Origin of the sequence: Prochlorococcus sp. MIT 0604 (assembly GCF_000757845.1) — a bacterium.
Taxonomy (GTDB): Bacteria; Cyanobacteriota; Cyanobacteriia; order PCC-6307; family Cyanobiaceae; genus Prochlorococcus_A.
The window spans coordinates 1416071-1442720 of the sequence record NZ_CP007753.1 but is presented as its reverse complement, the minus strand read 5'-3'; the positions used below and the strand labels follow the sequence as shown (position 1 = coordinate 1442720).

36 protein-coding genes are annotated in these 26650 nt (G+C 26.8%); 11 read left to right on the top strand and 25 right to left on the bottom strand.

All coding sequences use genetic code 11. From position 1 onward, the window contains the following. Positions 1-195 precede the first annotated feature (195 nt). The 5 genes from EW14_RS10470 to EW14_RS07990 form a co-directional block, all read right to left on the bottom strand. Positions 196-351, bottom strand: a complete 156-nt coding sequence (locus EW14_RS10470; protein ID WP_179852253.1) for a hypothetical protein — start codon at positions 349-351, stop codon at positions 196-198. A 76-nt stretch (positions 352-427) separates the two neighbouring features. Continuing rightward, positions 428-631: a hypothetical protein gene (locus EW14_RS08000; protein WP_042850950.1), complete on the bottom strand. Its 204-nt coding sequence runs from the start codon at positions 629-631 to the stop codon at positions 428-430. Positions 632-958: 327 nt separating this feature from the next. Beyond that, a complete protein-coding gene (locus tag EW14_RS07995; protein ID WP_042850949.1) occupies positions 959-1168 on the bottom strand; it encodes a hypothetical protein in 210 nt (69 codons plus the stop codon). A gap of 933 nt (positions 1169-2101) precedes the next feature. Then, entirely contained in the window at positions 2102-2359 is a 258-nt protein-coding gene (locus tag EW14_RS10120; RefSeq protein ID WP_156095682.1) for a hypothetical protein, read from the bottom strand. Between the two features lie 431 nt (positions 2360-2790). Continuing rightward, positions 2791-3177 carry a DUF3804 family protein gene (locus EW14_RS07990; RefSeq protein ID WP_042850948.1) on the bottom strand — a complete coding sequence of 129 codons (387 nt, stop codon included), beginning with the start codon at positions 3175-3177 and terminating at the stop codon, positions 2791-2793. A 286-nt stretch (positions 3178-3463) separates the two neighbouring features. Between EW14_RS07990 and EW14_RS07985 the strand changes: the two genes are divergently transcribed. After that, complete coding sequence (locus EW14_RS07985; RefSeq protein WP_042850947.1) at positions 3464-3658, top strand: hypothetical protein; 195 nt, start codon at positions 3464-3466, stop codon at positions 3656-3658. A 28-nt stretch (positions 3659-3686) separates the two neighbouring features. Here the strand turns inward: EW14_RS07985 and EW14_RS07980 are convergent, their stop codons facing one another. Then, positions 3687-4067 (bottom strand): DoxX family protein, encoded by a 381-nt coding sequence (locus EW14_RS07980; RefSeq protein ID WP_042850946.1) that lies wholly within the window; start codon positions 4065-4067, stop codon positions 3687-3689. A gap of 179 nt (positions 4068-4246) precedes the next feature. Between EW14_RS07980 and EW14_RS07975 the strand changes: the two genes are divergently transcribed. Beyond that, positions 4247-4723: a hypothetical protein gene (locus EW14_RS07975; protein ID WP_042850945.1), complete on the top strand. Its 477-nt coding sequence runs from the start codon at positions 4247-4249 to the stop codon at positions 4721-4723. A 30-nt stretch (positions 4724-4753) separates the two neighbouring features. On the opposite strand, the gene EW14_RS10465 is transcribed toward EW14_RS07975, so the two are convergent. Continuing rightward, on the bottom strand, positions 4754-4909 hold the full coding sequence (locus EW14_RS10465; RefSeq protein ID WP_197049578.1) for a hypothetical protein: 156 nt from the start codon (positions 4907-4909) through the stop codon (positions 4754-4756). A gap of 253 nt (positions 4910-5162) precedes the next feature. Here EW14_RS10465 and EW14_RS10460 point away from each other — a divergent pair, with 253 nt between their 5' ends. Then, a complete protein-coding gene (locus EW14_RS10460; protein WP_197049577.1) occupies positions 5163-5306 on the top strand; it encodes a hypothetical protein in 144 nt (47 codons plus the stop codon). Between the two features lie 246 nt (positions 5307-5552). Here the strand turns inward: EW14_RS10460 and EW14_RS07970 are convergent, their stop codons facing one another. The 7 genes from EW14_RS07970 to EW14_RS07940 all read right to left on the bottom strand — a co-directional run bounded on the left by EW14_RS07970 (position 5553) and on the right by EW14_RS07940 (position 12900). Then, positions 5553-6299, bottom strand: a complete 747-nt coding sequence (locus tag EW14_RS07970) for an HAD family hydrolase (RefSeq protein WP_042850944.1) — start codon at positions 6297-6299, stop codon at positions 5553-5555. Next, complete coding sequence (locus EW14_RS07965) at positions 6292-8433, bottom strand: hypothetical protein (RefSeq protein ID WP_042850942.1); 2142 nt, start codon at positions 8431-8433, stop codon at positions 6292-6294. The genes EW14_RS07970 and EW14_RS07965 overlap by 8 nt, the downstream gene beginning before the upstream one ends. 7 nt (positions 8434-8440) lie before the next feature. Further along, positions 8441-9028, bottom strand: a complete 588-nt coding sequence (locus EW14_RS07960) for a phosphatidylinositol-specific phospholipase C/glycerophosphodiester phosphodiesterase family protein (protein ID WP_042850941.1) — start codon at positions 9026-9028, stop codon at positions 8441-8443. Positions 9029-9050: 22 nt separating this feature from the next. Further along, entirely contained in the window at positions 9051-9782 is a 732-nt protein-coding gene (locus tag EW14_RS07955) for a glycosyltransferase family 2 protein (RefSeq protein ID WP_042850940.1), read from the bottom strand. A 63-nt stretch (positions 9783-9845) separates the two neighbouring features. Continuing rightward, the gene (locus EW14_RS10700; protein ID WP_042850939.1) at positions 9846-10247 is read right to left on the bottom strand and encodes a GtrA family protein; all 402 of its coding nucleotides are present in this window, start codon (positions 10245-10247) and stop codon (positions 9846-9848) included. Then, complete coding sequence (locus EW14_RS07945) at positions 10234-11892, bottom strand: sugar phosphate nucleotidyltransferase (RefSeq protein ID WP_052044751.1); 1659 nt, start codon at positions 11890-11892, stop codon at positions 10234-10236. The genes EW14_RS10700 and EW14_RS07945 overlap by 14 nt, the downstream gene beginning before the upstream one ends. Positions 11893-11904: 12 nt before the next feature. Then, positions 11905-12900: a class II aldolase/adducin family protein gene (locus tag EW14_RS07940; protein WP_042850938.1), complete on the bottom strand. Its 996-nt coding sequence runs from the start codon at positions 12898-12900 to the stop codon at positions 11905-11907. Between the two features lie 121 nt (positions 12901-13021). Here EW14_RS07940 and EW14_RS07935 point away from each other — a divergent pair, with 121 nt between their 5' ends. The 4 genes from EW14_RS07935 to EW14_RS07920 all read left to right on the top strand — a co-directional run bounded on the left by EW14_RS07935 (position 13022) and on the right by EW14_RS07920 (position 18017). Continuing rightward, on the top strand, positions 13022-13540 hold the full coding sequence (locus EW14_RS07935; RefSeq protein ID WP_042850937.1) for a hypothetical protein: 519 nt from the start codon (positions 13022-13024) through the stop codon (positions 13538-13540). A gap of 322 nt (positions 13541-13862) precedes the next feature. Continuing rightward, complete coding sequence (locus EW14_RS07930; RefSeq protein WP_042850936.1) at positions 13863-15605, top strand: hypothetical protein; 1743 nt, start codon at positions 13863-13865, stop codon at positions 15603-15605. Positions 15606-15619: 14 nt separating this feature from the next. Then, positions 15620-16789, top strand: a complete 1170-nt coding sequence (locus tag EW14_RS07925) for an LptF/LptG family permease (RefSeq protein ID WP_156095694.1) — start codon at positions 15620-15622, stop codon at positions 16787-16789. 1021 nt (positions 16790-17810) lie between these two features. Then, a complete protein-coding gene (locus tag EW14_RS07920; protein WP_025900842.1) occupies positions 17811-18017 on the top strand; it encodes a high light inducible protein in 207 nt (68 codons plus the stop codon). A 424-nt stretch (positions 18018-18441) separates the two neighbouring features. Here the strand turns inward: EW14_RS07920 and EW14_RS07915 are convergent, their stop codons facing one another. Next, positions 18442-18582, bottom strand: coding sequence for a high light inducible protein (locus EW14_RS07915; RefSeq protein ID WP_042850934.1), 141 nt, complete (start codon positions 18580-18582; stop codon positions 18442-18444). Further along, on the bottom strand, positions 18582-18689 hold the full coding sequence (locus EW14_RS07910) for a high light inducible protein (protein ID WP_011132751.1): 108 nt from the start codon (positions 18687-18689) through the stop codon (positions 18582-18584). Before EW14_RS07910 ends, EW14_RS07915 begins: the two co-directional genes overlap by 1 nt. Before the next feature lie 580 nt (positions 18690-19269). On the opposite strand from EW14_RS07910, the gene EW14_RS07905 reads away from it, so the two are divergent. Then, complete coding sequence (locus EW14_RS07905) at positions 19270-19887, top strand: DUF938 domain-containing protein (RefSeq protein ID WP_042850932.1); 618 nt, start codon at positions 19270-19272, stop codon at positions 19885-19887. Between the two features lie 51 nt (positions 19888-19938). Here the strand turns inward: EW14_RS07905 and EW14_RS10455 are convergent, their stop codons facing one another. Further along, complete coding sequence (locus EW14_RS10455) at positions 19939-20100, bottom strand: hypothetical protein (RefSeq protein WP_187149184.1); 162 nt, start codon at positions 20098-20100, stop codon at positions 19939-19941. Positions 20101-20218: 118 nt separating this feature from the next. Further along, positions 20219-21385, bottom strand: a complete 1167-nt coding sequence (locus EW14_RS07900; RefSeq protein ID WP_042850931.1) for a fatty acid desaturase — start codon at positions 21383-21385, stop codon at positions 20219-20221. 548 nt (positions 21386-21933) lie between these two features. On the opposite strand from EW14_RS07900, the gene EW14_RS10450 reads away from it, so the two are divergent. Then, positions 21934-22074 (top strand): hypothetical protein, encoded by a 141-nt coding sequence (locus EW14_RS10450; protein WP_179852250.1) that lies wholly within the window; start codon positions 21934-21936, stop codon positions 22072-22074. Between the two features lie 119 nt (positions 22075-22193). On the opposite strand, the gene EW14_RS10445 is transcribed toward EW14_RS10450, so the two are convergent. Continuing rightward, the gene (locus EW14_RS10445) at positions 22194-22346 is read right to left on the bottom strand and encodes a hypothetical protein (protein WP_197049576.1); all 153 of its coding nucleotides are present in this window, start codon (positions 22344-22346) and stop codon (positions 22194-22196) included. A 441-nt stretch (positions 22347-22787) separates the two neighbouring features. Between EW14_RS10445 and EW14_RS10440 the strand changes: the two genes are divergently transcribed. Beyond that, on the top strand, positions 22788-22940 hold the full coding sequence (locus EW14_RS10440; protein WP_197049575.1) for a hypothetical protein: 153 nt from the start codon (positions 22788-22790) through the stop codon (positions 22938-22940). 10 nt (positions 22941-22950) lie between these two features. Here the strand turns inward: EW14_RS10440 and EW14_RS07895 are convergent, their stop codons facing one another. The 3 genes from EW14_RS07895 to EW14_RS07890 all read right to left on the bottom strand — a co-directional run bounded on the left by EW14_RS07895 (position 22951) and on the right by EW14_RS07890 (position 24595). Then, positions 22951-24057 (bottom strand): fatty acid desaturase, encoded by a 1107-nt coding sequence (locus tag EW14_RS07895; RefSeq protein WP_042850930.1) that lies wholly within the window; start codon positions 24055-24057, stop codon positions 22951-22953. A gap of 80 nt (positions 24058-24137) precedes the next feature. After that, on the bottom strand, positions 24138-24293 hold the full coding sequence (locus EW14_RS10435; RefSeq protein WP_011863497.1) for a hypothetical protein: 156 nt from the start codon (positions 24291-24293) through the stop codon (positions 24138-24140). An 83-nt stretch (positions 24294-24376) separates the two neighbouring features. After that, positions 24377-24595, bottom strand: coding sequence for a M protein (locus EW14_RS07890; protein WP_042850929.1), 219 nt, complete (start codon positions 24593-24595; stop codon positions 24377-24379). Between the two features lie 208 nt (positions 24596-24803). On the opposite strand from EW14_RS07890, the gene EW14_RS07885 reads away from it, so the two are divergent. Continuing rightward, positions 24804-25127 (top strand): hypothetical protein, encoded by a 324-nt coding sequence (locus EW14_RS07885; protein WP_042850928.1) that lies wholly within the window; start codon positions 24804-24806, stop codon positions 25125-25127. A 3-nt stretch (positions 25128-25130) separates the two neighbouring features. Here the strand turns inward: EW14_RS07885 and EW14_RS07880 are convergent, their stop codons facing one another. The 3 genes from EW14_RS07880 to EW14_RS07875 all read right to left on the bottom strand — a co-directional run bounded on the left by EW14_RS07880 (position 25131) and on the right by EW14_RS07875 (position 26490). After that, positions 25131-25466: a DUF805 domain-containing protein gene (locus EW14_RS07880; RefSeq protein WP_042850927.1), complete on the bottom strand. Its 336-nt coding sequence runs from the start codon at positions 25464-25466 to the stop codon at positions 25131-25133. Positions 25467-25533: 67 nt separating this feature from the next. Continuing rightward, complete coding sequence (locus EW14_RS10430; RefSeq protein ID WP_197049574.1) at positions 25534-25701, bottom strand: hypothetical protein; 168 nt, start codon at positions 25699-25701, stop codon at positions 25534-25536. Positions 25702-26310: 609 nt separating this feature from the next. Further along, positions 26311-26490 (bottom strand): hypothetical protein, encoded by a 180-nt coding sequence (locus tag EW14_RS07875; protein WP_042850926.1) that lies wholly within the window; start codon positions 26488-26490, stop codon positions 26311-26313. Positions 26491-26650: the final 160 nt, after the last annotated feature.

Here is a 26650-nt window from a genome sequence, read left to right as displayed (position 1 = left end):
TTAATATCACAGCATCAATTAATAGGTGCGGGGAAATATTCATCAGCTGAAAAGAGAAATAAGAAGAGTCATTATCTTTTCATCAATAAATCTATTAAATATTAAAAAAGAGGGGTTTATCCCTCTAAGTTTAGATCGACTGTCAATCACAGTCTATTTTAGCTTTTTAGCTTCCCTAAAAAATCAGTATTTTATTTAGCCAGAGCAAGAGAAGGCACCTGCAAGAATATTTTTAAAAATTGGTGCTTGACCCAAAGCATACAAAAAGAAAGTTGATGATGCGAGAGTAATAGCTATTTTAGAAGCCCTGTTAACTTTCAAATTTGATACTTTTGCAAATGCAGAGTTCATTTGTTTCTTATTTTATTAATCTTATAATAGCTGTAAAAATTAAATAATCAGCATCAATATTTACCAAAGAATAATTTTATTGCTCCTTCTTCTCAGCTTGCATTTTTACTAGCTCAAATTCTTTTTTAGAAACTATTCTGATTTTGTATGCTGGATATCTTGTCTTCCACCATTTATTGATTGAAATAGCTACACCTTCTAAATTTTGGGTACAAATATTGACCCATAGAATCTTAGTTTCAACTTCTTTGTAGAATTCCCAACTTGTAGGAGAAGCCATTAAAAATCGCAAATGAAAAAATTCAATAAATTAAGGGAAATGGTCCATAAGCTAAAATTTTTGTTTTTTTTAAAAAGAGGATTTATTTGAAGATATAGAGTTTTCATTAAGTGGTAATAAAAAACTTTAAACAAAAGATTTACATCACTTTCGCTTTCTAGGAAAGTATTACTTTAATTTTATAACGAGTTTCAATTAAAAAATATCTCCGCAAAGAAGGGGCCAAAAATTGACCCCTCTTGGTGAAACTCTTCCAAAGAAACACCATTAAAATCTTACTCTGAAAGTTGCAAAGTTAAACAAATTAACAACATCAAGATTAACAATTTATGCGGCCTTTTTAAAAGGGTTCATATTCCTTAAAAAGTTACTACTTTTGCGGTTACTCATTTTTCTATATCTTTGATTTATATCCAAGATATACTTTCTAGCTTTCTTATCACTTTCAATTTTCTTTTTTCGAAGACGTAAAGCCCTTAAATCTTCTATAGACATGAGGCCATCATATTCTTTGAAATTTAAATGATCAAATTGCATCAGTTTAAGAAATTAAGTTTCTTATTTAAGTGTAAGATTAACAACCTTATGTTTATCTGCAATAGAGATAATTAACCAACTTAACTCAAATTAGTTATTCAATTCTCAGAAAGCTATGAATTTAAATATTTAAATCTAAAAAAAACTTTTGATTGAATTAGATGGAACTTCTACAGATACAAATGATTCTCCATAATGAGATTCGGCTGATCTTATCAGTAACCAGTAAAAGAAATTTACTAAAGCTTTCTCCACGAGGATTTAGTAACTAATTTAAATAAACTCATCATTTTTGTAATAGCAATATACAAAATAAATTTATTACGCAATCAAGATATTTACCTTATAAAGCATAGTTGCATATTAATTAAGAAAAATTTGTACTCTCCGGCTTTAGGCAGCGGACTAATCCTCGTGGAGCATTGGACTTTAGCCCGCTCAATTTTTTAGCAAAAGAAAAATAGCACCGCAAGGTAACTAGATCACCAATTTTTATATTTGACTCTGAATAAGCTAATTGATCAAGAGTATCTGAGCATATGTTGGTGTTTTTATTATATGAATTTGTTACGAAACTTTTGTTATATCAATGACTTCAGTATTTTTGCTCATTGATATATTCATTCTTAAATAATATTATTATTGATGCTTAAAGAAGGTTTAATTTTGAAAAAAATAATTAAATTTTTTAAACTGATTAAGAGTAGAATCGATATTCTTAATGCAGAGACTGAATTGAAATTTATATTGGAAAATAAGTAATGGGATTTCCACATTGCCCTATTTGCGTAGTTCTGGCATTTGTTTCAGTTTTTATGGGAATTACTCGTAGTTATATGTTCTATATTCTTGTTCGGGAGTTTATGAGAGCCGAATCTACTATTAAATTGAAGTTTGGTTTTTATTAATTGTTGACAGCTAAGTATAAATACTTTATAAATAGATTGTAGTGAATACTACAAAATCGTCCGATCTACCATCTGATAGACCGCAGTACGACTCAAGCCATAGGACGGGGACTTGAGCAAGATCAGGAGCTGCATCATGGTAAACATGTATTTCAATGGAAAGTCTTTCGTATATTGTAGAAAACAAGAAGAAAAGATTATAAAGCTTACTTATATGGGATCTATTTACTTGAAATAAGATTTCTAATTTCTTTTTTAAAAAAGTTTGGACATTTATTGACATTTTTGGATTAAGTATTTATTAATACTTTATAAGAAGAACTTATAGTGAATATATTTTTTGCCTATTTAAAAATTCATATATTCGTATATTTAGTAACGAGAAATTAATTTTAAAATAATTAATTTGTAATTAGATTTTTAAAAAGTTATGCAACCTATTTCTGAGGAACTTTACAAAAAAATAGTTGAGAGTTCTAAAAAATGAGTAAGTTACTAATTGCTTTATTGGCTTTTGATATAGGCGTTAGTCTGTCTAAAGTTTTTATTTTTACCTGAAAATCAAATTACTTAGCATTAAAGAAGCAATTGTTTTCTAAAACAAGAAATAGTTACTGGGTATTATTTATTTGATCTACTTAATAAAATACAAAATTAAACCAACAAAAGAACTTCCTACAAGTAGTAGCACCATTAAAAGTGATATTAACTTTGCTAATCCCATAAAGATAAATCCGAATTTCCTGTAGATCTTTGCATCCAGTGAATCTTCCAAAGATTATTTACTTTTTTAAAAATTGAAGTAACTGTTGGCAAGTCATCATTAGGTGTCCCTTTATAAGTAAATTTTGAACCTAGTGTAAAAATGCACATTACTGTATTTTCGCTTAAAAATTCGAATCGGTGAATTTTAGTTATTTCTGCCTTTTCTTGAACAATTTCATCAGTAATCATTTGTTCGAACCCTTTTGCATCAATAGGATTACCACTCGGTCTTATGAATAAAAAATCTGGAGTCGCATTATTAACAAAAAATGAGGCCATTTTTTTTGGATTAGCAAACTCATTTAATAATGAAATTATTGTTTCTTTATCATTCATAAAAAAAAGGACGTAATCCTTCTATTTTAGAACTACTGTTTAAAATATACAAATCGAAATGGGATGATTCTAAAAAAAATTCGTTAGGATGTTCAAAATAATTATATTTTAATGTAAATCATGATCAATTCATTAAACAAATTATTGCCCGTTGGCAAAAAGGTCAAAAAATATTTGCCTTTATTTATTGGATTTAAATTACTTACATTTACTGGCTTTCTTACTTATTTAATGAATCGCTAATTGATATAAAATTAACAATAAAGTTTAAATAAATTAAGATCTAGTGAATAAAAAAGAACGAATTAAAAGATTTAAGTCTTTGTCTAGTATGCAAAGACAAGAATTGATATTAAAGAAGATGAAAGAGAGAGGTATAGAGGTAGGAAGTGGAGTTCCTAATAAAAAATACGATAGCAAAGAGGTTTATGAATTAATTCATATTACGAATTGCTTTCCAGAATTAAGAGAGAAAAAATAAAAAAATTTAGGTTTCCTTATTAAGTTATTTATTTTGGTTCTCTTATTGCAGCAATAATTAATCCACCTATTAATCCGAGATTCATAAATACTGCTCTTTGATGGAAAGGGAATACATGAAAAATTATTGTTGTTGGAATAATAAATAGTAATAAAAAAACAGAACCGATTTTTTGTTTTTCTCCAAATATAAAAAATCCAGAACCCAAGATAAGACATATAATTGCTCCCACTAGAAGAACAGATGAAATTGGCTCAGAAATACCTTTTGAAGCAATATATTCAACTGTTTTTTCAAAATCATTTATTTTTCCCGGTATGGCTGAAATAAATATTGCTGCAATTGATACTCTTGAAAAAAAATCTAAAAAAGATTTGAATCTTTTATGTTTCAAAAAAGAATTTTTCATAATCTAAATATAAGAAAAAATTTATTCTTTTGATAAATTCTTAATTAGTCCGAAATACTTGTAAAATTTTTTAAAAAGGGTTCGCTCAATTAATATGAACCTTTTAAGGGAAATTAAGAGTTATTTATGAATTATCTTTTTTATTTTTCCTGTAATAATAAATTTAGCTTAAATTAAAAATGTTTAATAAATTACTCTTAACTTCTTTTTTAGTTTTTAGTTCTTTCATAACTATATATCCTTCAAAAAAAGAAAATACAAACTTTTTCAATTATTGTTTTTCTCTAGAAAAAATAATTTCTAGAAATTCAGTAGAAAAAAGTAAGAATCTATTGAAGAATTTTAAGCCTTTAGCAAAAGATATTACTATATTTGGGACTAACAAAACTAAAGGTAAATTAGCTAATAAGATAATTGATCAATATAAAAATTCCAAAAAATTATTTATTGTAACTTTTGTCCCAAACCAAATTTATTGTCTAGCAGGATATTGGATTGAGGTGACAAGTCCAGGACAATTTGAATCGATTTTTTATAAGAAAAGCAAACAAAAAATAAATGAATATAAAAATATAAAAAAAGAAGTAGATGAATTTATTAAAGATATTAATTTAGAATATAAATCAATAAAAAAAGAAATTAACGAATTTTTTTAAAAAATTAAAATCCTTTTTCAAGAAAAATTATCATTTTGACTTTCTAGTGCCACCATAAGAATAATTCTTATGTTTAGAAATTTGATTCCAACATTCTTTGCAACAAAAAATCCAATCAGTTTGAATTAAAGATTTAACTCTGTAATGAGTTTTATCTGCCTTAAGACATAAATCACATTTTTTCATTTGTAAGTAACTTTGGTAAATAAATTGTAGATACAAATTAGATTCATTTAAAAGATTCACGAAAAAGTTTTTATCATGTCATTATGAATATGCACTCTGAAAATCCTGAAGCAAAGCAGTGGTTTTGCTGAGTGCAAATTTTTTAAATTTATTAAAAAAAAAAATTTGATTATAGATTTAATTAGTACTTTAAAAAGAAAGCCACGGATTTTAATTAATTAACCTTAGTATAAATTTATTAATTTTTAATACTATGAACATTTACCTCTTCTGGATATTATTTTTAGCACTATGGGCAATTGTCCCCTTAATGATTATTAAAGGTAGAGTAGATGAAGCGCCTAAGATTCAGACTTCACCAAAAGTTAAAGAAAAGAAAAAAGGTTGGTTTAATTAAAAGACTTTCTAATTTAATAAAATTATTTAGAAAGTAATTCTTGAAATTTTAAATTTCAGAAATTTTTAATTCGAAAAAAGGAAAATATTTTAAAAATTTATTAATAGTTTTTTGATAAAAATTGATAGTATTTGATTTTTATTTGTAAGATCTCTTGTTGTTTTGGCTTGAAAATTGAGGATAAAAAATCTCAGCTCCAAGAGTTCTTGTTTAAATCAGAAATGTATATAACGAAAATATATTATTTTAATTAATTAAATTTATAATGTTATTGTAAAATTCCTCAAAATTACTAAATACGAAATCTGGCATATATTTGCCTTCTCCAATTTTTTCTAAATTATTTATTTTTTGAAATGTTGTTGCTCCTATACTTCTAGCGCCAATTATGTCTGTGTAGGGATTATCTCCAACCATCCAAATATTATTATTCTTTGTAAGGCCTAATTTATTTAACACTAACTCAAAATTTCTATAGTCTGGTTTATCAGCACCAATTTCTTCAGACGTCACAAAAGCATCAAAGGTTTCCTCTAGATTAAAATAAGTCATTTTCCGCATTTGTATATGAGAAGTTAAATCCGTCACTATGGCTATTAATATATTTTTGGAGCGCAGATAATCAAGTAATTGAGTTACTCCTGGGAAAAGAGGTGCATTAGCAAGAAATGTTCTCCAAAAAGTTTGTTCTAAGTCAAGTGCTGTCATTAATTGAGCCTTGAATCCTAAGATTTCTAAAAATCTTTGGTAATACAAAAGCCTACTATGACTGCTCGCAGTCATGCCTAATTGCTTTTTTATCTCCTTTTTTGATTGTGCGTAAGTAGTGCGATATAGCTTTGAATTGACACCAAGAAGAGCGTTTACTTTTCTTTCGACGGCCTTCTCTGCTTTTTCATTTGCTGGAGCATATTCATAAAGTGTATTATCAGTATCAAAAATAACTGCATCCGGTTTATATAGATTTTTTGTTGAATTGACTTTTTTAAACATAATTTTTTGATGAACTTGATCTATACAATAAGTTTGAAATGTGAACTAATATTATTAATTGAATTAATCCTCTATAACCATTTTCCCATAATGGATTACATATCAAAAGATCTTCGAGATTAGGTATTAATATATTTGCTATTTGAGCTATATCTTCTTTTGTTGCCTCGCCTTCAATGCAAAGATAAACATCATCAGAAAAAGAAGTTTGTTCTATATCAACATACATACCACATAAACTAATTAGACTTCTAATAAGTTCTTCATGAAAAAAACCGTTAGCCATTTTTACAAATAGTTTTAATTTAGGAATTACTATTTCTTCTTTACTTTTTAATAAATTTGAATTTACAGGGGAAATTTTAAATGAAAGATCAGAATATTTAAATTGACTAACTTGATAATTATTAAACTCTTTTTTTTCTGATTTAGATTTAAATGACAAAATACTATTTTTCTTATTTTTTTTAAAAAAGTAGTCATTGAGTTCTTGATCAACTTCAAAAAAAATCTTCAAATCAAGTCTTTGTCTTAAACGTTTGACAGTTAAACTATGAATACCATTAATGAATATAAAATCATAGCTATCAATTTTTCTTCTACTATTGTTTATGTTTTGCCAAATTGACTTTCCATCAGCTAATAAATAAAGGTCTTTAGTTAATCGACTTAAATTATAAGAATTGGGATTTAAAAAACTTTTTGAAGCTTGTAAATGTTTATTATTATTTGATTTTTTATAGTCTGAAACTTCCAAAAAAGATATTGATCTTGGTCCGAAAAGATTCTCAAACGACTTAAATATATCGTTAATATAATCGGGTATAAATCCACTTATTCCTATGGCTAATTTATCACCAAATCCGCGATAATAATTATTTCTAACTATCCCAAAAAGATACATTCGAGTGCAAACTATTAATCCAGTCGCTTGTAATCCGGTAAATAAAATAGACTTTAATCTTGAGTTATTTAATCCAAAAAGTTTTGCCAAAGGTAAGTCTGAAGGAATATTAAAGAAAGCTATATCAGCACCAGTTGAATAGAGTAAATTATATGTAAGATATATGAAAAAAAATGGAAGGGTTGATAATAAGTAGTGGTCCTTTGAACGAAGTTGATAATACACCAAGAAAGGCATAATCCATGCAAACCACCCTGGTGAAGGAGGTAAAAATAATAACAAAGAGAAAAATCCTAACCCAATTGAAATTAAAAATAAATCAAGATTTATTCTTTCTAAACGCCAAACTAAATATAGAGAAAGAAAATATACAGTGGGCAACAAGAATAACTTTAAATCATATCCGTAGCTTATAAAAACACTGAATAATTTCTCTGTCTCAGAATTTTTTAGAACCATAGACTGGAAAGAATTAGATTTTATGAAAGGTAAGATGGTAAAAAAATAAGTAATAAAAATGCTTGGAAAGAAAATATTGAATTTGTTTTTTAATCTTTTGTTTCTAATAAGATATATAAATATAAAAGGTATTGAAGCGAGCATACTAAATTTTGAAGATATAGCAAGCCCTAAAAAAATTCCAGCTAAATGCGTTTTTTCCTTTTGTAGGAAAGATAAACCATAAATTAAGAAAAAAACAGGTAATGCATCAATTTGGCCATGCCAATAAAAAATATAAATAATTACAGGAGAACACCAATAAGCAATGAGGATTAGTTTTGAAGAATAATTTTTGAGAAGACGAATAATACCCAGTAAGATTCCATAATCAAAAATTAGAGTTGTTATGGCAAAACCAAATCGAGCAAAGTATTCAACGTTCAATAATTTATCGAATAACCATCCTAATGTTGTTAAAGGTAGATAAAACAAATACATAATATATCCATAGGGAAAAGCTTTAATATCACCTCCTGCGTTTAAATGAGCTTGCCAAGGATTAAAGGAAAGACTTTCTAGGCTGTTATTTATAAATTCTAGAAACCAAATTTTTTGTATATAAGGTATACAAAAAATAATCAACAATAATCTAATAACTAAACCAAATTTAAATAATTTAGATTTATGGACTTCATTTAATAACTGCTTTTCTCTAATATTAGAAGATGCTATTGAAGTAATTTTTTTATATAAATATATAATTTTTGTGAAATTTTCATTAATAAACATAAGTTATTCATCCATTCCAAAGATTTGGATTTTTAGTACAAACTGCATCAAAATTAATTTTCATTTTTTTTATTTCATTTTTTAAATGATCAACTTTTTTATAAGAATGCCCTTGAAGTTCAGGAGAAACAAGGCAAAGTTTAAATCTTGCTTCTTTTAGTTTTAAAAAACTTTCATAATCAAGAGGAAAATAGTTAAAAAAATCCACCCAAACCCATTCAGCTTTCCCACTCAGTTTTAGAGCAGTTTCAATTGATTCATATTCAGAGACCCTTATAGATGTTCTTCTCTCTCCAATAAAGATTGTTTTTATAAGAAAGGGGAATGATTGATCTAAAAAAAAGAAATTGTTTATTTTATACTTTTTCATCAAAAGAATTAAAGGTTCCTCTAAACCCTCTTCCTTGACATTAAGAATTAATAATTTGTGTTTATAGTGGATTAGCCAATCTTCAAAATTTATAGATTCTTTGAAAGGATCATGATTTATAATTAATTTACTTCCAAAACTTCTAATATCAACCTCAACTCCTAAGTGGGAATTAACAGCCTTTAATGAATTTATAGTATTTCTTCTATGGTGTATAACTAACATTTTTTATTTCTATTGATCAAACCTAAATCTTATAATTTAGTTTATTACTAAAATTGATCTTCAAAATAAGTTTAAATGTAAATTTAACAGTTCTTGCTATAAACTTGATCTTTGATAACCAATTAAAATTCCAACTAGATTGCCCATAATATCTCTTCTTAAAACTAACTTCAAAACGAATTATTTTATAGTTTTTTTTAACTGCCAAATAATAATAAAACAAGTCAAATGAAAAATCATCTGGTGCACATTTTAAATTATCAAATAACTCTCTTGAGAACATATTAGGTTGAGCATTTATGTCCCATAAAGGTGTTAAGAGTAAAATGCTTTCAAAAAAAGACATTCCTATTGTAAAAAATTCATCACTCCATGGTCTTCCTTTTCTTTTCCCTTTAATAAATAATTTATCTCTTGAGCTAAAAGTTTCAATTAAATTAAGTGCTTTAATTACATCATAGGGGTCAGTTTGCATATCAGCGTGTGTCCAAGATAAATATTTTCCTTGCGCTACCTTTAAACCAGATTTAATTCCATAACCATATCCTTTGTTAACTTTAACTTTTTCAAGTTTAGCGAAAGAGTATTTTGGAATTAGTTCTTCTAATATTTTCAGAGTATTATCTTCAGAGCCATTATCTACAACAATTAATTCAATATCATCCCTATTTATAACTTTGCCAAATTTCTCAAGTACATAAGGAAGATTTCTTGATTCATTAAAACAAGGCAATATGACAGAAAGTTTTTTCAAATTAATAAAATTTCTTGAATTAATGTTATTTTAATTGTGAAGTTCTTCAATCAAAGATTAATATTAATTTCTGGTATTATTAAATATAAAAAATTTAATAAATAAAAAATTATAAATAGCTGATAATAGCGTAGCTATTAAAAAAGAAACTTCATAACTCAAAAAATAATTCTTAGAAAATGTATTAAGAAGTAATGAATTTATAAATACATTTAGTACCAAACTAGTTATGTGAATAATTAGGTATTTTATAAATTGTGATAATGTTTTTTTACCTGATTTAAAAGTCCAAGTTCTATTTAATTGGTATGAGAAAAAGGTTCCAGATAAAAAGCTTATGGTTTTGGCTAAATAAATAACAATAAATTTTATTAAAAATTTGTAGATAAGAAAATCAATAAGAACCGTTGATAAACCTACAAAAATATATTTTAGTAATTCTTTATTTTTTTTATTTTTTAGCATTATTGAATAAAGGTAATTTGGGATTTATTTCTTTTAAGTGTTCTGGTTCAAAAACATTAGTTAAATTATCTTTCCAAGGATCTCTGGACCATGAATATTCATGACTTTTCCACTTATGAAAACAAGATTGCCAATACTCGAAGGTTCTAAGTTCATTTGGAGTCCCCCAAGAGAAATAATGATCAACATCAAAAACGTGGCATTTATATCCAAGTAATAAAGCATCATTTATACAACTATCCACGTAAAACTCACCATTAACTCTCCCATTTCTATCGATTAGATTTTGTGCACATTCCTTAAAAATTGAAGCTTTTTTAAATGTAAAAGTTCCTATTAATATTGGATCCTTTTTAGGATTACCTAATGGCTTCTTAACCGATATTTTATTTATTTTATTATTTGATTCTTGTACCCAACCAAACATTTCAGGCCTTCTTATTGCTTCAGGATGACTTCTTGTTACCCATACAATTATGTCTATATTTTTATCACTAAACATTTTATGAAATTTTTGATTCTTAAATATGACGCCATGATCACAAGCACTAATAGTGAGTGGTTGCTGAGAGGGGATTTCTTTTATCGCACTTAAACATGTTGAACACTGTCCATCAGTTATTTTATTTAATAATTTAATTCTAATATTTTCAAAATTAGAATTTAATACTTTTTTTAAATCATTTTTATTAAATAAATTTTCTAAAGCAATGAAAGAGTATGTATTCGTTTTTGGGAGGCTTTTTACTGCCTGAATAACCATTGGCATTCCCGATATCGGTATTAAAGGTTTAGATAATTTATAGTTTTCTTTTTTAAAACGACTCCCTTTCCCTGCCATTGGAATTAGAGTCGAGGATTGAAAAATAGTTTTTGAGTTTTTGTAATTCGCTAATGCGGTAAATCCATTAGACCATCTTAAATATTCATTTAGGTCATCTGGGGTTCCCCATTGCATAAAATGCTGCAGTTCAAATATAGCTACTTTTAAACTCTCTTTAACCATTAAATTATAAACAACACTGCAATAATATTCGTTATTCACTTTCAAATTTGAATCAATGGTTTTTTTAAAAAAATCTTTTAGTATTTTCCCGTTTGCGAAGTAATAGGTTCCACTAGAAGCAAATTCATTTAACTTATCATTCGTAAATGGTTTTTTTTCCTGTATTTTTGTCATCCATCCGTTCTTCTCTCTAATAAAGGCATAATTATTTCCAGCTAGTGAATGCGGATGAAATCCTTTATAAGCAGGAATACATCCATCCGGATTTAATTTCAAAAGCCATTTTTTAAAGTATTCATAATTCCAATAACAGTTAAAATCACAATAATTTACAATTGTAGGCTTTTTATCATCAATTAAATCAAAGATTTTAGAGACAGCAAAAACAGGACCCGATTTATGCGGCTCGATTGTAATAACTCGTCCTGTTGGACAATAATGATTTAGCAAAGCTTCCATATTGGTTGTCTCAATATGATCTCGATTACATATAAACGTCACATCTTTTTCTCCAGGGAACATGTCTAGTACGTGAGCAATTATTGGTTTATTGTTTATTTCTATAAGAGGTTTAGGCTTCGAATAACCTGCTTTTTTAAACCTCTCACCTTTTCCTGACATTGGTATTATTATTTGCATTTTTATGTTTTTTTAAACAAACAATTTCTTTCTATATTTTTCAGATTCTAAGTTCAAGATTTCATCACAATCTTTGTCTGATAAAAAATTTATATTTTTGTTTGCAGGTATTCTCAAGAAGACTTCTGCTTGAGCTTTAAGCATTTCCTCTGTCGCAATATTCGAATCCTCGAACAATACCACACCTAGTCCTTTAATAATTCCATATGTATTTTCTTTAAAACTGAAATCATTATTTATTATTAATGGCTTTCTCCCGCAAAAAACTAAATGATCTGGAAAAGGAGAATTATTTTGTACATATTTAAAGCTTTGTCGATCTGTCGCTAAACTATGTATCACTTCAAAAGTGGGGAGTCTTGAATTTGGGATTTTTTTAATTATTGAATTTAATTTTTGTATATTTGGAGTTATTTGCTTCCTAGGTTTCTGTTTTAATCTTGAGATGATTTCTTTATGCAATGCTTCCGCTTTTTGAATTGATTCTTCTCCTACAACCAACCCATGATTGGCAAGAACCAAAACATTCGCAGGATTAGGATTGTCTTGAAATTCCTTGGAAATTGCTTTAGCTAATGTTATACCTGGTTTGAAATAAGGTATAAATTTCCAATTAATATCCTTCATTAATTTATCTAAATAATTATATGAATTAGACAATAAGGTAATAGCAATTGTATCAACTGAATGTGTATGGAGAACAACCTTATATGGCATGATGGCATGCATACTAGTTTCTATGGAGGCTCTTAAACTTGAGCCACAAATATTTTTAAAATTAAGTTCTTTTTTAGATTTATTTATTGCTAATTCATTTCTTATTTTTATTAAATCAAGAGAAACAAATATATCTTCATTTAATGCATTTTTTAATTTCTTTCCAGAAGCTTTGACCAATAATTTTCCACCTAATTTAATTGATGTGTTACCCCCACTGGCTTGTATTAAAGACAAATCATTACCTAATTTTGTAGAAAGTTCTTTTAATTTAAAAATCTCACTAAACATTATCAATAATTAATAATTTAAATATAAGGCATTAAATTATTTAATAGTATATTAAGTGATTAAATGTTTCTAATAAAAATTTTTGAATCGAAATTAAAGTTTTACTGTTATAAATTTTCTTATGAGGATCAGTAAGGCTTATTGGATATGGGGACAGTTTTCCATAAACGACACTTTATATCTAAATTCAATTAGAGATAATGTGCAAATATTTCTCAAAAGCCCAAAGTTTGATATCCATTTAACAATATGTGGTCCATATGAAAAATTAGGTTGTGATTTTTTAAATAATCTGAAAAATTTAAGTAATAAAAATCAATCAATAATTTTAAATTTAGAAAAATTTGATTTTAGTGATGAAAAATTTAAATCATTTTTCATAAAAACGAATAAATCTATAGAATTAAATAATTTAAGAAATAATATTTATAAATTATCAAATTTTGCTAGCAAAAATGATTATGACCCGCATATTAGCCTGGCATATGGGAATCATAAAAAATACCAGAAAGATCTTTTGATTTCAAGAATGCCTAAACTAAGGAAAAAGATTTTATTATCCAAAATATCTTTGGTATACGTTAATGAAGAATTAAACATATGGAGAATATTGAATAATTACGATTTAAGAATAGATTAAAGATAATTCATTCCCTTACTATCTAACTTAGATTTATAATTAAATTCTATTTTAATATTTCCTTATAAATCTTTTTATATCAAATGAAAATTGGTTATTCATTATTCCTTTAAAAACTATTTATTTTGAAGCACTTCTGCGATAGTCCCCATAATGTTATTAAAATCAGGGTGTATAAAGCGCCCATAATTTAGACTTCACCAAAAGTTAAAGCAAATAAAAAGGGTGAGTCAAATAAATAAATCTTTGACTTTATAAAAACTAGAAAAATTAGTGATTAATTTTGAATCAATGTATTTTTAAGTTATTTTTAAAGTATTAGTTGCAATTTAATCAATTGTTTATTTTAAAAAAACTTACAAATATCCTTGATAGTAAAGAGAAAATAATAATTTTTACATTTATTTTTCTAACGTTAATAAATCATTCAATTGTTTCTTTATTTCACTTTCACGAATGTGATTCTAGCGATGTTTATAAATATTTAACTGATTCTTCAATTTTTTCGCGAGGGCATTGGATTGGTCATATATGGAAAACAGGTTCTATATTTACTCCTTTTAGATATCTATTAGCCTTAGTTGCTGAGATAATTCCTTTCGAATTTGTTAAATCTCTACTTTTTTTGTCTTTTAAAATGACATATCCACCTTTGTCAGGTTTTGTATATGGATTATATTTACCTGATAGTTTTGGAGACTTTTATGAATATGCCTCGTTTATTAATATATTCTTTTTTATTTTATTGATGTTTCTTTTTTATCAATCACTTAAATTTTTAGGGATATCAAAATATATATCCTTTATTTGTTCTTTTGGCTTGTTGGGTCTTTATTCTATAAATTCTTATACATATCATTTGGGGAGTTCTATTTGGTTTATATATGGTTCATTATTATCTATTTCTTCAACAATATTTTTTCACAATAAGGCTTCAAAATATGGTTTTTGTTTGTCTTTAATTACAAGTTATCCTTCTCTAGTACATTTTTTTTCTCATAATTTATATTTTTATTTTAAGAGAATTTCTAAAATCAAATTAATTTCAATAAATTCAAGAAGAAAATTCTTATTGGATAAATTAATTGCTTTAATTAAATTCAATAAATTAGGTTTTTTAACATTTTTTTTGGTAATTATATTTTTTCTACCTTTTAATAGCGGGCAAAGAATTCCATTTGACTATAGAGGCTTTTTCACTCCATTTGCCTTCTTACCTCAATATTCTAAGATCAGTATTCTTACATTATCAAATTCATTTATAATACTTTTTCTGTGTATTTTTACTGTTTATAAAAGATTAAAGGACAATATAAAATTTTCTATTTCATATAAAAAATCTCAATCACTAAAATTTGCATTAGATGTAACAATAATAAATTTAATATTTATAGTTCTTTTGATTTGTTTTGGACAGCTCTCATTTGGGTTGACCAGGCATTCATTATTTATTCAGCCTTATATTTTCTTCTTAGTAGCAGTTGGTTTGCAAATAATTTACTTAGATCTAGAAAAAAAGTTTTCGAGATTTTTTCTTTTCAAGAAATTATTAACAATTATTTGCATCACATTTTTAGTTGTTGTGTCATGTTATTCATCCTATTTACGTTTTGATCCACTTAAAATTAATGAAATTCCTATAAAAATCAGAGAGTTTGCAGCTAAAAATCAAACTAATACGATTTCTTTAGTTGATTGTGATACCCATTATTTATATAATGATTTTTCAGAAATAAGAGCTACTTATAATAAAAAAGATCCCTATACATATGTCCCACTTGATTTTATTGGGAAAAGACTTTTAGTTTCCCAAAGCATAAAAGAGATTGAAAATTTTTCATTAAATTTAAAGAAAGGGGACGAGCTTATTACCAAATATAAAAATGTTAGGATTACATTAATAGAAGATCCTTATTTTCAAGAAAATAATGTATTTTTTGATTCAATGAATTACAACAAAAAATCTATCCTTTATGGGAAAAGAGATAATCCATACAGTAGATCTAATAGTATATATATCTTCCCAATAGAAGTAATTTCTTCTAACCAAAAAATTTCCTCTTGAAAAATATAAAATATTTGCAAAAATTTAATTCGACATTTAGAAGAATTCCACTTCTTGATAGGTGGATAATTTCGAAATTAATACCAATTTTATTTTTTGCGATTTCTGCTTTCACTATCGTATCACTATCTGTTGGAGTGATGTTTGATCTGATACGGAAAATCGTTGAGTTTGGACTACCAATTGTTGTAGCTTTAAAAATATTTTTCTTGAGCCTACCTGGTTTTTTGGTACTTGCATTTCCTATGTCAGTTTTGCTTACCTGCCTATTAACTTATGGAAATCTTTCCTCAAATTCAGAAATATTAGCTTTAAAAAGTCTGGGAATTAATAACTACCGTATTATTTTGCCATCTTTATCACTCGCACTTTTTATGACAATACTAACCTTTATTTTTAATGATAATTTGGTACCAATATCTAATCGTGTCGCTGCAGATATTATGCAAAATAATATAGGTAAATCTATAAAAACAGAAAAAGGAAAATATAATATTTCTTTCTCGAAATATGGATCAATAATAGATGCTAATACTAATAAACCAATTGATAATTCTTCGCACTTAACTCATATTTTTTATGCAAGAAGATTTCTTAATGATGTAATGTATGAAGTAACAGTTGTTGATCTATCTAAAAAAGGGACAAAAATTTTAATAGCAGCAGATAATGGGAAATTTATTGATCAATTAAATAATTGGGAGTTTAGTAATGGAGAAATAATTATCACCAATGACGAAGGTTCAGTATCTACCATTTCATTTGACACTTATAAATACCCTTTAGATAATGGTCCTTCCAAGTTAGCTGCTATACCAAATGATGCGAAAAATATGACAATCTCTGAAGCTAAGAAAGCTGAAGAAATGTATGCGATGGCTGGAAATATTAAAGAATCTAGGAAGATGAAAGTTAGAATTTATGAAAAGATGACGTTACCTTTTTCTTGCATCGTTTTTTCTCTTATTGGAAGCACTTTGGGAATTAAACAAAATATTAGATCTTCTAAAAGCCAAGGATTTGGTTTAAGTATAATACTTATTTTTTTATATTATTTAACTTGCTTTGTATTTAGTTCAATGGGCATTATCGGACTAATAGCCCCATTTTTATCTGCTTGGATTCCTGTCTTTATTTTTCTGGGATTTGGAACGTATCTATTGAGAAGATCCAATAAAATTTAGTTTATTTTAAAAATTGTTATGCCTTATGATAATAAGAAAACTATAGTGGGACTTTACTCTTTTTTAATGTATTAACAATACAGGATTAAAATTAGCTTCTTAATTAAATCTTTAATCTATTCGGTTTGTTTCAAAACTAAAAAGTACTAATTAAGCAGACTTGAAAATATTTGATTATGTGTTTCTTTTAAAGAAATAGAAAATTAATGAAAAATAAAAACTTCATACACGAATGCAATTGCATACACTGCCAACAAAAACTAAATCAAATTAATAATGCAAAACTATATTGGGACAAATTAATTTCAAGAAAAAAGTTCGTATAGTAGCTCTACTAAACTCTCTAAGTTTTTGAGATTTTATTATATTAAAGTACTTTTTTAAAATCTATTATTTTCAGAAAAAAAATAATTTTTACGTTCTCTAGATTTTAATTATTAAACTTTTTTAGAATAACGATATTATTTTATCGTTTGATTTTTTTTGTAGATCATATTTTCTCGATTTAAAAGAAAAAGGATAATCAAAATACAAGATGGTATTAGAATAAAATCTAAAGACATACATTTTTTTAGTCTATTATCTATTTAGCAAATAAATAAATCTTTGGCATTATATGCTCATCTTCAATATTTAATTCAACAGGTTAAATAATTATCTATATCCTTTATATATTTGCTTACTTTTAAAAGTGAAAGAGCCTGCAGGTATCCCACCGGCAAGCTCATGACGATCTAGTTAATTCAGATTTTCTGCCTTAACCAGCTAAGCACTTCCTAAATGCTAATTTTATTCTACTAAGTAAAATTACTTACTGTGAGTATAAATGCTTACTTTTAATGAGTGATTGCGAATTTGATAATAAAGAGTGATTTGATTAAAAGAAATACGACTTGTTATTTTTAAACAGAAATGTCACACATTAACTCATTACATAAATATCTAGAGGAGAATTATTGGTGATTTTGGTTTACATAAGTTAATATTTGTGTTACTTTAGTTAACAATTATTATTGCTTTAATGACAAAATCAGGAGTTACTACAGAGTCAGGTGGAAGACAGAATATGTTCCCATCAGAAACTAGGCCTTATATTGATGAAACTGTTTCTTACGATGGATATCCTCAGAACGCAGAAAAAGTAAATGGTAGATGGGCTATGGTTGGTTTCGTTGCACTATTAGGTGCCTATGTCACAACAGGACAGATCATTCCAGGGATTTTTTAGTATCTAAGTAACTGTTTATAAACTTTTTGTTTAAGCTAGATTATCTAATCTTTTAAACGATGGAGTTGTATTTTTATTTTAAATTTGAAAATAAGAAAAACCAAATGAAAGTTATGGCATTTAGGCTAAATATTATTCCTAGAAATATATAAGCAAACTTTTTGCCAATGAATGCTGTCTCCGGTTCAAGTTTTACTCTCATTAAATCCTTGAATTATCTAGATAAAGATAGCATCAATTAACCAATAAATTTAAGTTTTAAATAAGAAGAGTAATCAATTTAATATTCCATATTAAAAAAGTTAATTAATACGACCTTTTTGTCATTCAGCTTTGTCTTCTTGGCAATATAGATTAGAAAAAATACAAAAAAAAGCCTAATTTAATTTTAAATTAGACTTTTTTATGAAATTAAAAAATTAAATTAAATAAAACCTGGAATGATTTGACCTGTTGTTAAATATGCTCCAATTAAAGCAATAAAACCTAACATAGCGAATCTGCCATTAAGTTTTTCAGCAACGATTTTTTCTTTTTCTATTATTTTTGGTTCGCTATTTTTCATTAGAACCAGCCTGGTATAATTTGGCCTGTTGTTACGTATGCGCCGACAGCTGCAACGAAACCTAGCATTGCTGCCCAACCATTAAAACGTTCTGCTTCTGGAGTCATTTTGATAATGTAATTTGTAAACAAATATAACATATTTATATATTAATGTAAAGAAAAAAGTTCAAATTTTCTCGCTTAGCCAGATAATCCCGAAAAACTGCTACATTTATGTATCGAAAAATACCTTATGATTTTTTATTTTTTAACTTATATTTTTAAATTAGAAACAAAAAAATATAGACTATTACCTTTTTCTTTTACAGTTAAATCCTCATTTAAAAGTAATTTTAATTAATATAAATTTTAGAGTCAGCTAGTAGGGATACAGGCTGACTCTTTTTTTTTGGAATTTTATTATTTTGACTAAAAGTAGTTTTTAGAATTCAAATAATTGCTATTAATAAATTAGATATATATGAATTTATGTCATTCGCGACCTACTACATGCATTTAATTTTTGGCAGGATTCCTTCTCTAATGAGTTCTGATTTGATACTTTATATCTTGCCTGCTCTTACAATTTCAATATTGTTCTTTAGCCTTAAAATAATGTTTTTCAAGACTCCTAAATTGAGAAAGGTTAAATAATCAAGTATTTTAGAATTATTTTTTTTACTGAAACGCCCAATTTTTTTAAATTTTGGATAATAGACTTTTTTTTTCTGCAACTCAAAGAAATAGAGACTGCATTGGTGATGTACTATCCAGAATTATAAAAAAAGGATCAGTATTGGAAATCGGGAGTGGCAGCGGCGAACATGGAGTTGTTTTTCAAAAACGCTTTCCTGGAATAATTTGGCAAACAAGTGACCCAGAGTTAGTGCATAGAAAAAGTATAACTTCTTGGATTGAGTATGAAGGCCTAACTAAGAAAATGCCCCAGCCTCTTGAGATTGATGTAGAAAAAATTCCGTGGAAAGTTACTTTGAGTCTAGCTCATTCTTTGGAAGGAATAGTCTCTATAAATATGATTCATGTTGCACAGTGGTCTTGTACTGTAGCACTCTTTAGAGAGTCAGGAAAATTACTTAAAAAGGGAAAATTTTTGATGCTGTATGGGCCATTTAAAATTTGTAATAAGCATACTAGTCAAAGTAATTATTTTTTCGATAATTCATTAAAAATGCAAAATGATCTTTGGGGGATTAAAAATCTTGAGGAGGTTTGTGATGAGAGTAAGAAAAATGGTTTTTCTCAAGAAGATATTATTAAAATGCCTGCAAATAATTTTTCAGTAATTTACAGAAAAGTATCTTGATAATTCAAATACAAATATAAATAAATTATTCAGATTCAATATGTTAATTGATCAACCTGATAGTTTTTTGCTCCATTCTTTATGCTTTTGATCTAAATCTGAAATTTTTTCGCCTAAACTCAACTGTCTTTCTAATAATTCAACTTTTGTTAGGGTTATTTTTTCCGAATAAAATTTAATGGGTTGTTTACCATGCAAATTGTCACCACTCATAGAATTTTTAGTTTCTAGAGTAATTTCTAAGATGAAAATTTTGTTATTTTTAATTCTTTTATATTCTTTTCAGATTTGCGTAAATTAATGTGATAAAGAATTGATGCTTATTGTGTTTTTAATCCACTATTTTGTATGAAGATTGCCAAATATACCTTCCTCTCTTGATGTCTGACTTAACAGCAACGCAATTGCAAGCAATATTCCATAGAGCTTTGTGTATTGGATCAGGATTAAAAAGATATGCTTTTTTAAAAGCTTTTTTAATTAAGATAGTTGCCTTTTTTGCGTGATAATGAGGGATCGTTGGACATACATGATGAACTAGATGGCTAGAACCTATATTATGGTGAAGAAAATTAAGAACTTTACCGTAAGGCCTGTCAATAGATAGAAATGCTCCTCTCATAAAGGAAAATTCCGTATTTGAAAGATGAGGTACATCTGAATCTGTATGGTGAAGCCATGTATAAATTACTAGCCAACAATTAACCACCAATAAAGGACCAAAATACAGAGTAATTACTGGAAATAATCCATACTTGGAAACTAAATAAACAATGCCTAATAATGTTAAACCCACACCAATATCTGATATCCAAACTTTCTTGGTCCATATTGATGGCCATAATGCTTTAGAAAATGGTTTAGTAGGCCAAAAATGATTTGAGGTGCCATATTTAATACCTCCTGTGCTTCCCGTAAGTAAATAAGCAGGCCATCCAAATATTAGATGTAAAACGAGTTGAAGAATTCCGTAATTTTTCTTGCCTAAGGAATTTGAAAAATGTAATTCCTTTTCTCCGCCAACTTTTTCTGTAACTCCGTTCCCTTTAATGACTAAAGGGACGTGAGTTTCTCCATTGGTTATGTTATTTGTAAATCGATGATGAACTGCATGAGAACGCTGCCAAGAAAAATAAGGCACTAGAAGTAATGAATGTAGTAAATAACCAGTTATAGATTCCAATGTCTTGTTTCTAGAGAATGCTCCATGCCCACATTCATGGGCAATTACCCAAAATCCCATTGCAGTGGTGCCTGATAGAAATGAGTAAACAATCCAAATTGGGATCATTTTTGGGGTAAATGGAATAGATAAACCTATCGCAACTACTAATGATTGGATTAAAGCTGATTGTAAAAGATACTTCAAAGAAGTTTTAGTGTTGCTCTTAAAGTAGTGATCTGGGATAACATCCTGAAATTCTTTTATGCTTGGAATATCATTATCCTCTATTACAAGCGCTTGGCCTTTAAGACCTGATAATTTTATATTACTCAAATTTTTTTGGATAAGAATTTTTAAATAAAAGTGAATTTATATATTCTATTATCCATCACAGGATCTCAAAATGAAAAGATTTTAAATTTTTTTTCGATAAAAATTTTTACGATTTTAATTTCATCTTCAAATAAATTATTTGTGCCGAAATTTTTTTATATTATCCTATTGTTAATTTATTTAATTCTTTTTATGCTGATTAGCTTTGCTCTTCTTTAAATCTTAATTAATTTAAAGACCGCGTATGTACTTCTTAGGTAAACCAGATTGTTTGCGTGGCTTTACTAGAATAGGTAGAACTATGACTCCTACTGTAAAAAGACAGATTGGAGCAACTATAATTAATATAGATTCTAAAGACATGAATAATTTTGAATTTATTAATAAATAGCAGGATTTTTTTTAAAAGTCATGCGTATTTATATCTATTTAGTGAGAATAGATTCAAATTTTTTATAAATTATTAAGTAAAAAAGAAAAAAAGATTAAAAAACATCAATTTTTTCATAATTCGTCCTATCTACTTAATCATTACTTAAAGATTTCTTATGGATGAAGAAAAAAAGTGGATGCTTATGACTTATTATTGTCCAACTCATGGCGATTCAGGTTTAGTAAAACCGATTCAACTAACAAAAAAAGAAATTAGTAAAACATTCTTAAAAAAAGGTAGGAGTTCTAAAAATTAATTTTTTAAATTAAAACCTAAGGTATTGAGAAAATGTTCTAGATCTTAATAGAATTTTTTTATACTGGTATCAAATTTTTTTTCGTAATTCATGATTAAAGATTTTTGATATAAATACTTTTAACTTTGATCAGGATCACACGTTAATTCACATTGATTAAGATTATCAGTTGATATCTTTTCTAAAATTCTTAACATATCAATTTCAGAAAGCTCTCCATTTGAGTTCCATTTTAAAGTTGTTTTCCTTTGAGGGGAATTTCTTTTATTCATTTTGATCACCCCCCTTTAAGTGAATTTCTAAACAACGAGTAATACATTCTTGATGACCATCCACAATATTGCATTCAGTAATACACTCAAAATATGAATTTATAGAATCTTTTTCTATATTCTGGTTGGTAGAAACAAATGAATCATTCATAATATTGTTAAATTAATTTGGAATAGAGATATAGCATGAAATGATGTTCAAAAATTTGCTTTATTAAGTCAATTAGAAAAAATAAGTATTATTTCCTAAATTTATTTTGCACCTCTTATACCTTCAAAAAGGTAGTAATATTTTTCATTTTGAAAGAGTAAAAGAAAAATATTTTTAATTATTTAATATACCTTGTGTAAGGTAATCTTCCAAAAAAATCAGCATAAAGACTGATTTACTTTTCAGTAATTTAGTTAGATGATAAAAAAGTACACTTTTTAGATTTTCAAATGAAATCAGCAATTAATTGGCTTTCGAAAATGTTAGAGAGTATGGCAAACGCTTTTATGCATCCTTTAAAAAATGACTTACCTCCATCTATTGGTACTCATGCATATAGCAGTATTCCCCTTAAAAGAAAGTTAAGAAGAAGGTTTAATTAGGTTTTAATTATTAACCTAGCGGGATTAATTTTTCGTTCTTATTATCCCAAATAATATATTTAAAGCAATTTGAAAAATCGCTTAATTTTAAGAACTTTGATTGATGAAGCAAATGAATATTCGCTTTATGACAAGCTCTTAAGTTATAATTTGGAATTCTTTCAGACAGATGATGAATGCTGTGGAAAGAGATGTCTGCTAGAAACCAATTTAGCCAATTAGGTATATCTAAATTGCTGCTTCCCAAAATCGCTCCATCGAGGATATCCCAATTTTTTGTATTTTTAGCATACGCATTTGCATAGTTATGTTGGACGAAAAAAATACATATTAAAATTGCGGCTGATAGGGTTAATACTAGGGAATAAAATGATAAGAAAAAAGCTAAACCCAACCATTTACTCATGAAAGTCCACCCTATTATGACTACTATGTTATTTATTATTAATTCAAAGAGCTCACTGAAATTATTTCCATAATCAGAAAAAGGGGGTTTGAACCTTGAATTAATAGTTAATAGTTTAGAAAGTTCTCTGTTTTTAATTTTTGCAAAAGTCTCTTCTAATATATCTTTAGTGAAATTAAAAATAATAATAACCAGTCCTAATCTAGGTTTTAAAACTAAGTAATAAAAGCCTCCAGGAAAAAGCATTATCCAGTTACGACTTACTTTATAAAATCTTTGATCTCTTTTTGTAAGGTTATTATATTCTTCAAGACTTAAAACATCTATTGGGCCTTTATAAATTTCCCAGTTTCCATTATTTCTATGATGAAATGCATGATCAATTGACCATGATTTCTGGGGGATCCCATTCACCAATCCAAGCAAAAATCCAAAAAAGCGGTTTAATTTGGGTTTTGTAAAAAGAGAATTATGACCGCAATCATGCATTAATGAGAATGTTCGAGAAGAGAAAAGAGTTAGAAGAACTATAGTAGGAATTAATAGAAATCCTTTTATAAGTAATGAAGAGGGTTGATTTATTATCTGGTAGACGATTAACCAAATAGAAATTATTGGGAAGATAGTGGAAATAATTTGATAAGAAGCTCTAAAATTATTTTTTTTTAGAAATGGCTTTATTAAAAAATCACTTCTATTTATTTTAAGCATATTTTTCTTATTTTCTTGATAATAATGATTTTAAAGAGTATAAGTTATTTACTAAACAATAAAATATTTTAATAAGCATACTAAAGAATAAATTCTTTAGACATAGTTCTCAATTGATCTAGATTTAATCTTTCTAAGTAATTTTTAAAGTCACTAAGATTTTTAGTAGAGTCTGAATTTTTACTCTCGTAAAGAAGGCTATTAGAAATTAACTCAATAAGATGATCTTTATCCATAACCTCTTATAGACCATAATTCCTTATTAAAAAATTAAGGTCTTGAATTCGAGATCATTAACTCATTTCTATAAGTGTTTTTTTTATAAATTTTTTAAATCTTGATCTATTTTTTCTAATCTTTCATTTAATTCTTTTTGTTCTTTAATTAAGGCTTTTTTCTTTTCTGCAAGCTCTTTGTTCAAAGGAGAATTAAAATATTTTTGGTAAGAGACAAAAAAAACTGCTATCGCTACTGCAATACCACCAGCACCAATAATTAAAATTGGAGATGAAGGAAAGTCATAAAATGGAATCGACAATGTACTTTAAATAAAGTTAATTCTAGCTATCTACTAAACAAAAAATGAGTAATAAATACTTATTCTTTAGCAATTTTATGGTGAATTATGCTAGTTATTTTGTGAAAGATAAATAGGGTTTATCTTTAATTAAATTTTAAAATAAGTAATTGTACAGCTGTCAAAGAATCAATAATTAATAATTATTAAATTAGTAAAAAATTTTTTTATGAAGAAAATCATAAATAAAAAACATAATAATGAACCATGGTTTAATTGGTTAACGAGAGAACTTAATTCTTATGAAGCTTTTCAGGATTTTGAATCAGGCATGAGTCCTCGAGATGTTGCAGAGGATTTTATCACTAGAAATAGTATTGCTATTTCAGAAGTTTTCGAGAATTTTGATGAAGAAGATAAAGATACACTCGATCAGTTTCTTAAATTAACAGAATGTGAGATGCATGTGTTTAGAATTATTGACAAACAAATAGAGTTAAGAAACAAGATAAGATTTGTAGATTTTAAAAAAAAGAAAAAAATAAAGAGTTAATTTCTATATAAGTTTATTTTTCCCATTACCAGTCTTTCCAAAGCCTAACCAGATGAACCACAAGATCCATCCGAAGATAGGTATTAAATTAATAAAGATCCATTTCCAATCTTTTCCAAAATCTCTTATTCTTCTTATATCAATAGCTATTTGAGGAATGATACAAACTATTCCATAGGCATTAAAACCGAACGTCTTTAAAAAAATTGGGATAGTTAGTAAAGAAATTATAAAATTCGCTAATTGAACTAACCACCAGTCTGATCTAGATGTGTATCCTTTGAATTCTGTAGCTTTAATCCAAAACTCTTTATATGCGTTTAAAAAGTCATTAAGCATAAATTTAAAAAATTTAAAGAATTTAACATTATCAATTTAATCTTCAATTTATCAAAATGTTATTTATTTACCTAATAGGATCAAATAAATTCATATCATTTGAATCTTTTTTAGGGATCTCATCTTGATTTGGTAATGAACAGAATCCGTCTTTGCAAATCATCTTTTCTTTTGAAATACTTGTAGCTTCTGAGAATATATTTTTGTTGTTGTTGTTTGAAGATTCTTGCAGCATTTATATAAAAAAATTTAAATCCAATATTAAATTAATAACTCAATTTATTTTGATAAGCAACAAAATTAATATTAATTATTTATTTACTTTTTTTGATTTGGCAAGTCTCTCCAAAATAGCGCCATTACATAAATGAATAAAGATATAGAACAAATATAAAGTAAAGAATTTAGATGCATTTTTTTATCAAGGTAACTACAAAGACAAAGCCTTTTATAAATAAAAGGATATCAATCAATATGTAGTTGTTAAACCTAACAATTTCACAGATTCTAATATTTATTTGGTTTCTTTATGATTTCTCAAACTTTCATAAGTAAAAGTCGTTATTTATTAGGAATATTTATTTAAGTTAGGAAACCTTTTAAAAGTAAGCGATAAAGGACTCTACAAACTTTTGAATTTTGGAACTTTTTTATATTTATGATCTATCCTCATTTATTTCTGTTAGAGCTTTTCTACCTTCTTTATGGGTTTTTAAGACAAGCCAAGAGAAAAAATAAATGATAAGGAAAGTAAGTATTATTAAGGGTATGAAAGTTGAATTAAAATAGTCAGTCAATTTACTGAGCTTGAATAGAAGTTTTTAATTTTAGACTTAATATAGTATCAAACGTTAGATCTAGAGTAAGCAGGTATAAGCATTCCGCCATCTTGATCGTCGTTATCATCATCAAACCCACCTCCAAGTAGTAATTCAATAATTACTAGTACAGCTATTGGGTAAAAACACCATAGTATTGCTGTAAAAGGACTTACTGAGGAAGAAGCTGAATATAGATCTGTCATAAATTGATATTAATCTAAAGAAACAACAATTGTGGATACTTTAGGTAGTGGAATTCAATATTTCTATAAATATTTTTAAAAACTTTTCTCTTTCAAACGAATAGATCTTTGGTATGTATTGATATTTTTATTCTTCAATATGAATTTGAATAATAATTTT

Coding starts and splice junctions, on each gene's coding strand:
- EW14_RS10470 (WP_179852253.1), bottom strand. CDS start 351: ATGAACTCTGCATTTGCAAAAGTATCAAATTTGAAAGTTAACAGGGCT.
- EW14_RS08000 (WP_042850950.1), bottom strand. CDS start 631: ATGGCTTCTCCTACAAGTTGGGAATTCTACAAAGAAGTTGAAACTAAG.
- EW14_RS07995 (WP_042850949.1), bottom strand. CDS start 1,168: ATGCAATTTGATCATTTAAATTTCAAAGAATATGATGGCCTCATGTCT.
- EW14_RS10120 (WP_156095682.1), bottom strand. CDS start 2,359: ATGTCAATAAATGTCCAAACTTTTTTAAAAAAGAAATTAGAAATCTTA.
- EW14_RS07990 (WP_042850948.1), bottom strand. CDS start 3,177: ATGAATGATAAAGAAACAATAATTTCATTATTAAATGAGTTTGCTAAT.
- EW14_RS07980 (WP_042850946.1), bottom strand. CDS start 4,067: ATGAAAAATTCTTTTTTGAAACATAAAAGATTCAAATCTTTTTTAGAT.
- EW14_RS07975 (WP_042850945.1), top strand. CDS start 4,247: ATGTTTAATAAATTACTCTTAACTTCTTTTTTAGTTTTTAGTTCTTTC.
- EW14_RS10465 (WP_197049578.1), bottom strand. CDS start 4,909: ATGAAAAAATGTGATTTATGTCTTAAGGCAGATAAAACTCATTACAGA.
- EW14_RS10460 (WP_197049577.1), top strand. CDS start 5,163: ATGAACATTTACCTCTTCTGGATATTATTTTTAGCACTATGGGCAATT.
- EW14_RS07970 (WP_042850944.1), bottom strand. CDS start 6,299: ATGTTTAAAAAAGTCAATTCAACAAAAAATCTATATAAACCGGATGCA.
- EW14_RS07965 (WP_042850942.1), bottom strand. CDS start 8,433: ATGTTTATTAATGAAAATTTCACAAAAATTATATATTTATATAAAAAA.
- EW14_RS07960 (WP_042850941.1), bottom strand. CDS start 9,028: ATGTTAGTTATACACCATAGAAGAAATACTATAAATTCATTAAAGGCT.
- EW14_RS10700 (WP_042850939.1), bottom strand. CDS start 10,247: ATGCTAAAAAATAAAAAAAATAAAGAATTACTAAAATATATTTTTGTA.
- EW14_RS07945 (WP_052044751.1), bottom strand. CDS start 11,892: ATGCAAATAATAATACCAATGTCAGGAAAAGGTGAGAGGTTTAAAAAA.
- EW14_RS07940 (WP_042850938.1), bottom strand. CDS start 12,900: ATGTTTAGTGAGATTTTTAAATTAAAAGAACTTTCTACAAAATTAGGT.
- EW14_RS07935 (WP_042850937.1), top strand. CDS start 13,022: ATGAGGATCAGTAAGGCTTATTGGATATGGGGACAGTTTTCCATAAAC.
- EW14_RS07920 (WP_025900842.1), top strand. CDS start 17,811: ATGACAAAATCAGGAGTTACTACAGAGTCAGGTGGAAGACAGAATATG.
- EW14_RS07915 (WP_042850934.1), bottom strand. CDS start 18,582: ATGAAAAATAGCGAACCAAAAATAATAGAAAAAGAAAAAATCGTTGCT.
- EW14_RS07910 (WP_011132751.1), bottom strand. CDS start 18,689: ATGACTCCAGAAGCAGAACGTTTTAATGGTTGGGCAGCAATGCTAGGT.
- EW14_RS10455 (WP_187149184.1), bottom strand. CDS start 20,100: ATGAGTGGTGACAATTTGCATGGTAAACAACCCATTAAATTTTATTCG.
- EW14_RS10450 (WP_179852250.1), top strand. CDS start 21,934: ATGGATGAAGAAAAAAAGTGGATGCTTATGACTTATTATTGTCCAACT.
- EW14_RS10445 (WP_197049576.1), bottom strand. CDS start 22,346: ATGAATAAAAGAAATTCCCCTCAAAGGAAAACAACTTTAAAATGGAAC.
- EW14_RS10440 (WP_197049575.1), top strand. CDS start 22,788: ATGAAATCAGCAATTAATTGGCTTTCGAAAATGTTAGAGAGTATGGCA.
- EW14_RS07895 (WP_042850930.1), bottom strand. CDS start 24,057: ATGCTTAAAATAAATAGAAGTGATTTTTTAATAAAGCCATTTCTAAAA.
- EW14_RS10435 (WP_011863497.1), bottom strand. CDS start 24,293: ATGGATAAAGATCATCTTATTGAGTTAATTTCTAATAGCCTTCTTTAC.
- EW14_RS07885 (WP_042850928.1), top strand. CDS start 24,804: ATGAAGAAAATCATAAATAAAAAACATAATAATGAACCATGGTTTAAT.
- EW14_RS07880 (WP_042850927.1), bottom strand. CDS start 25,466: ATGCTTAATGACTTTTTAAACGCATATAAAGAGTTTTGGATTAAAGCT.
- EW14_RS10430 (WP_197049574.1), bottom strand. CDS start 25,701: ATGCTGCAAGAATCTTCAAACAACAACAACAAAAATATATTCTCAGAA.
- EW14_RS07875 (WP_042850926.1), bottom strand. CDS start 26,490: ATGACAGATCTATATTCAGCTTCTTCCTCAGTAAGTCCTTTTACAGCA.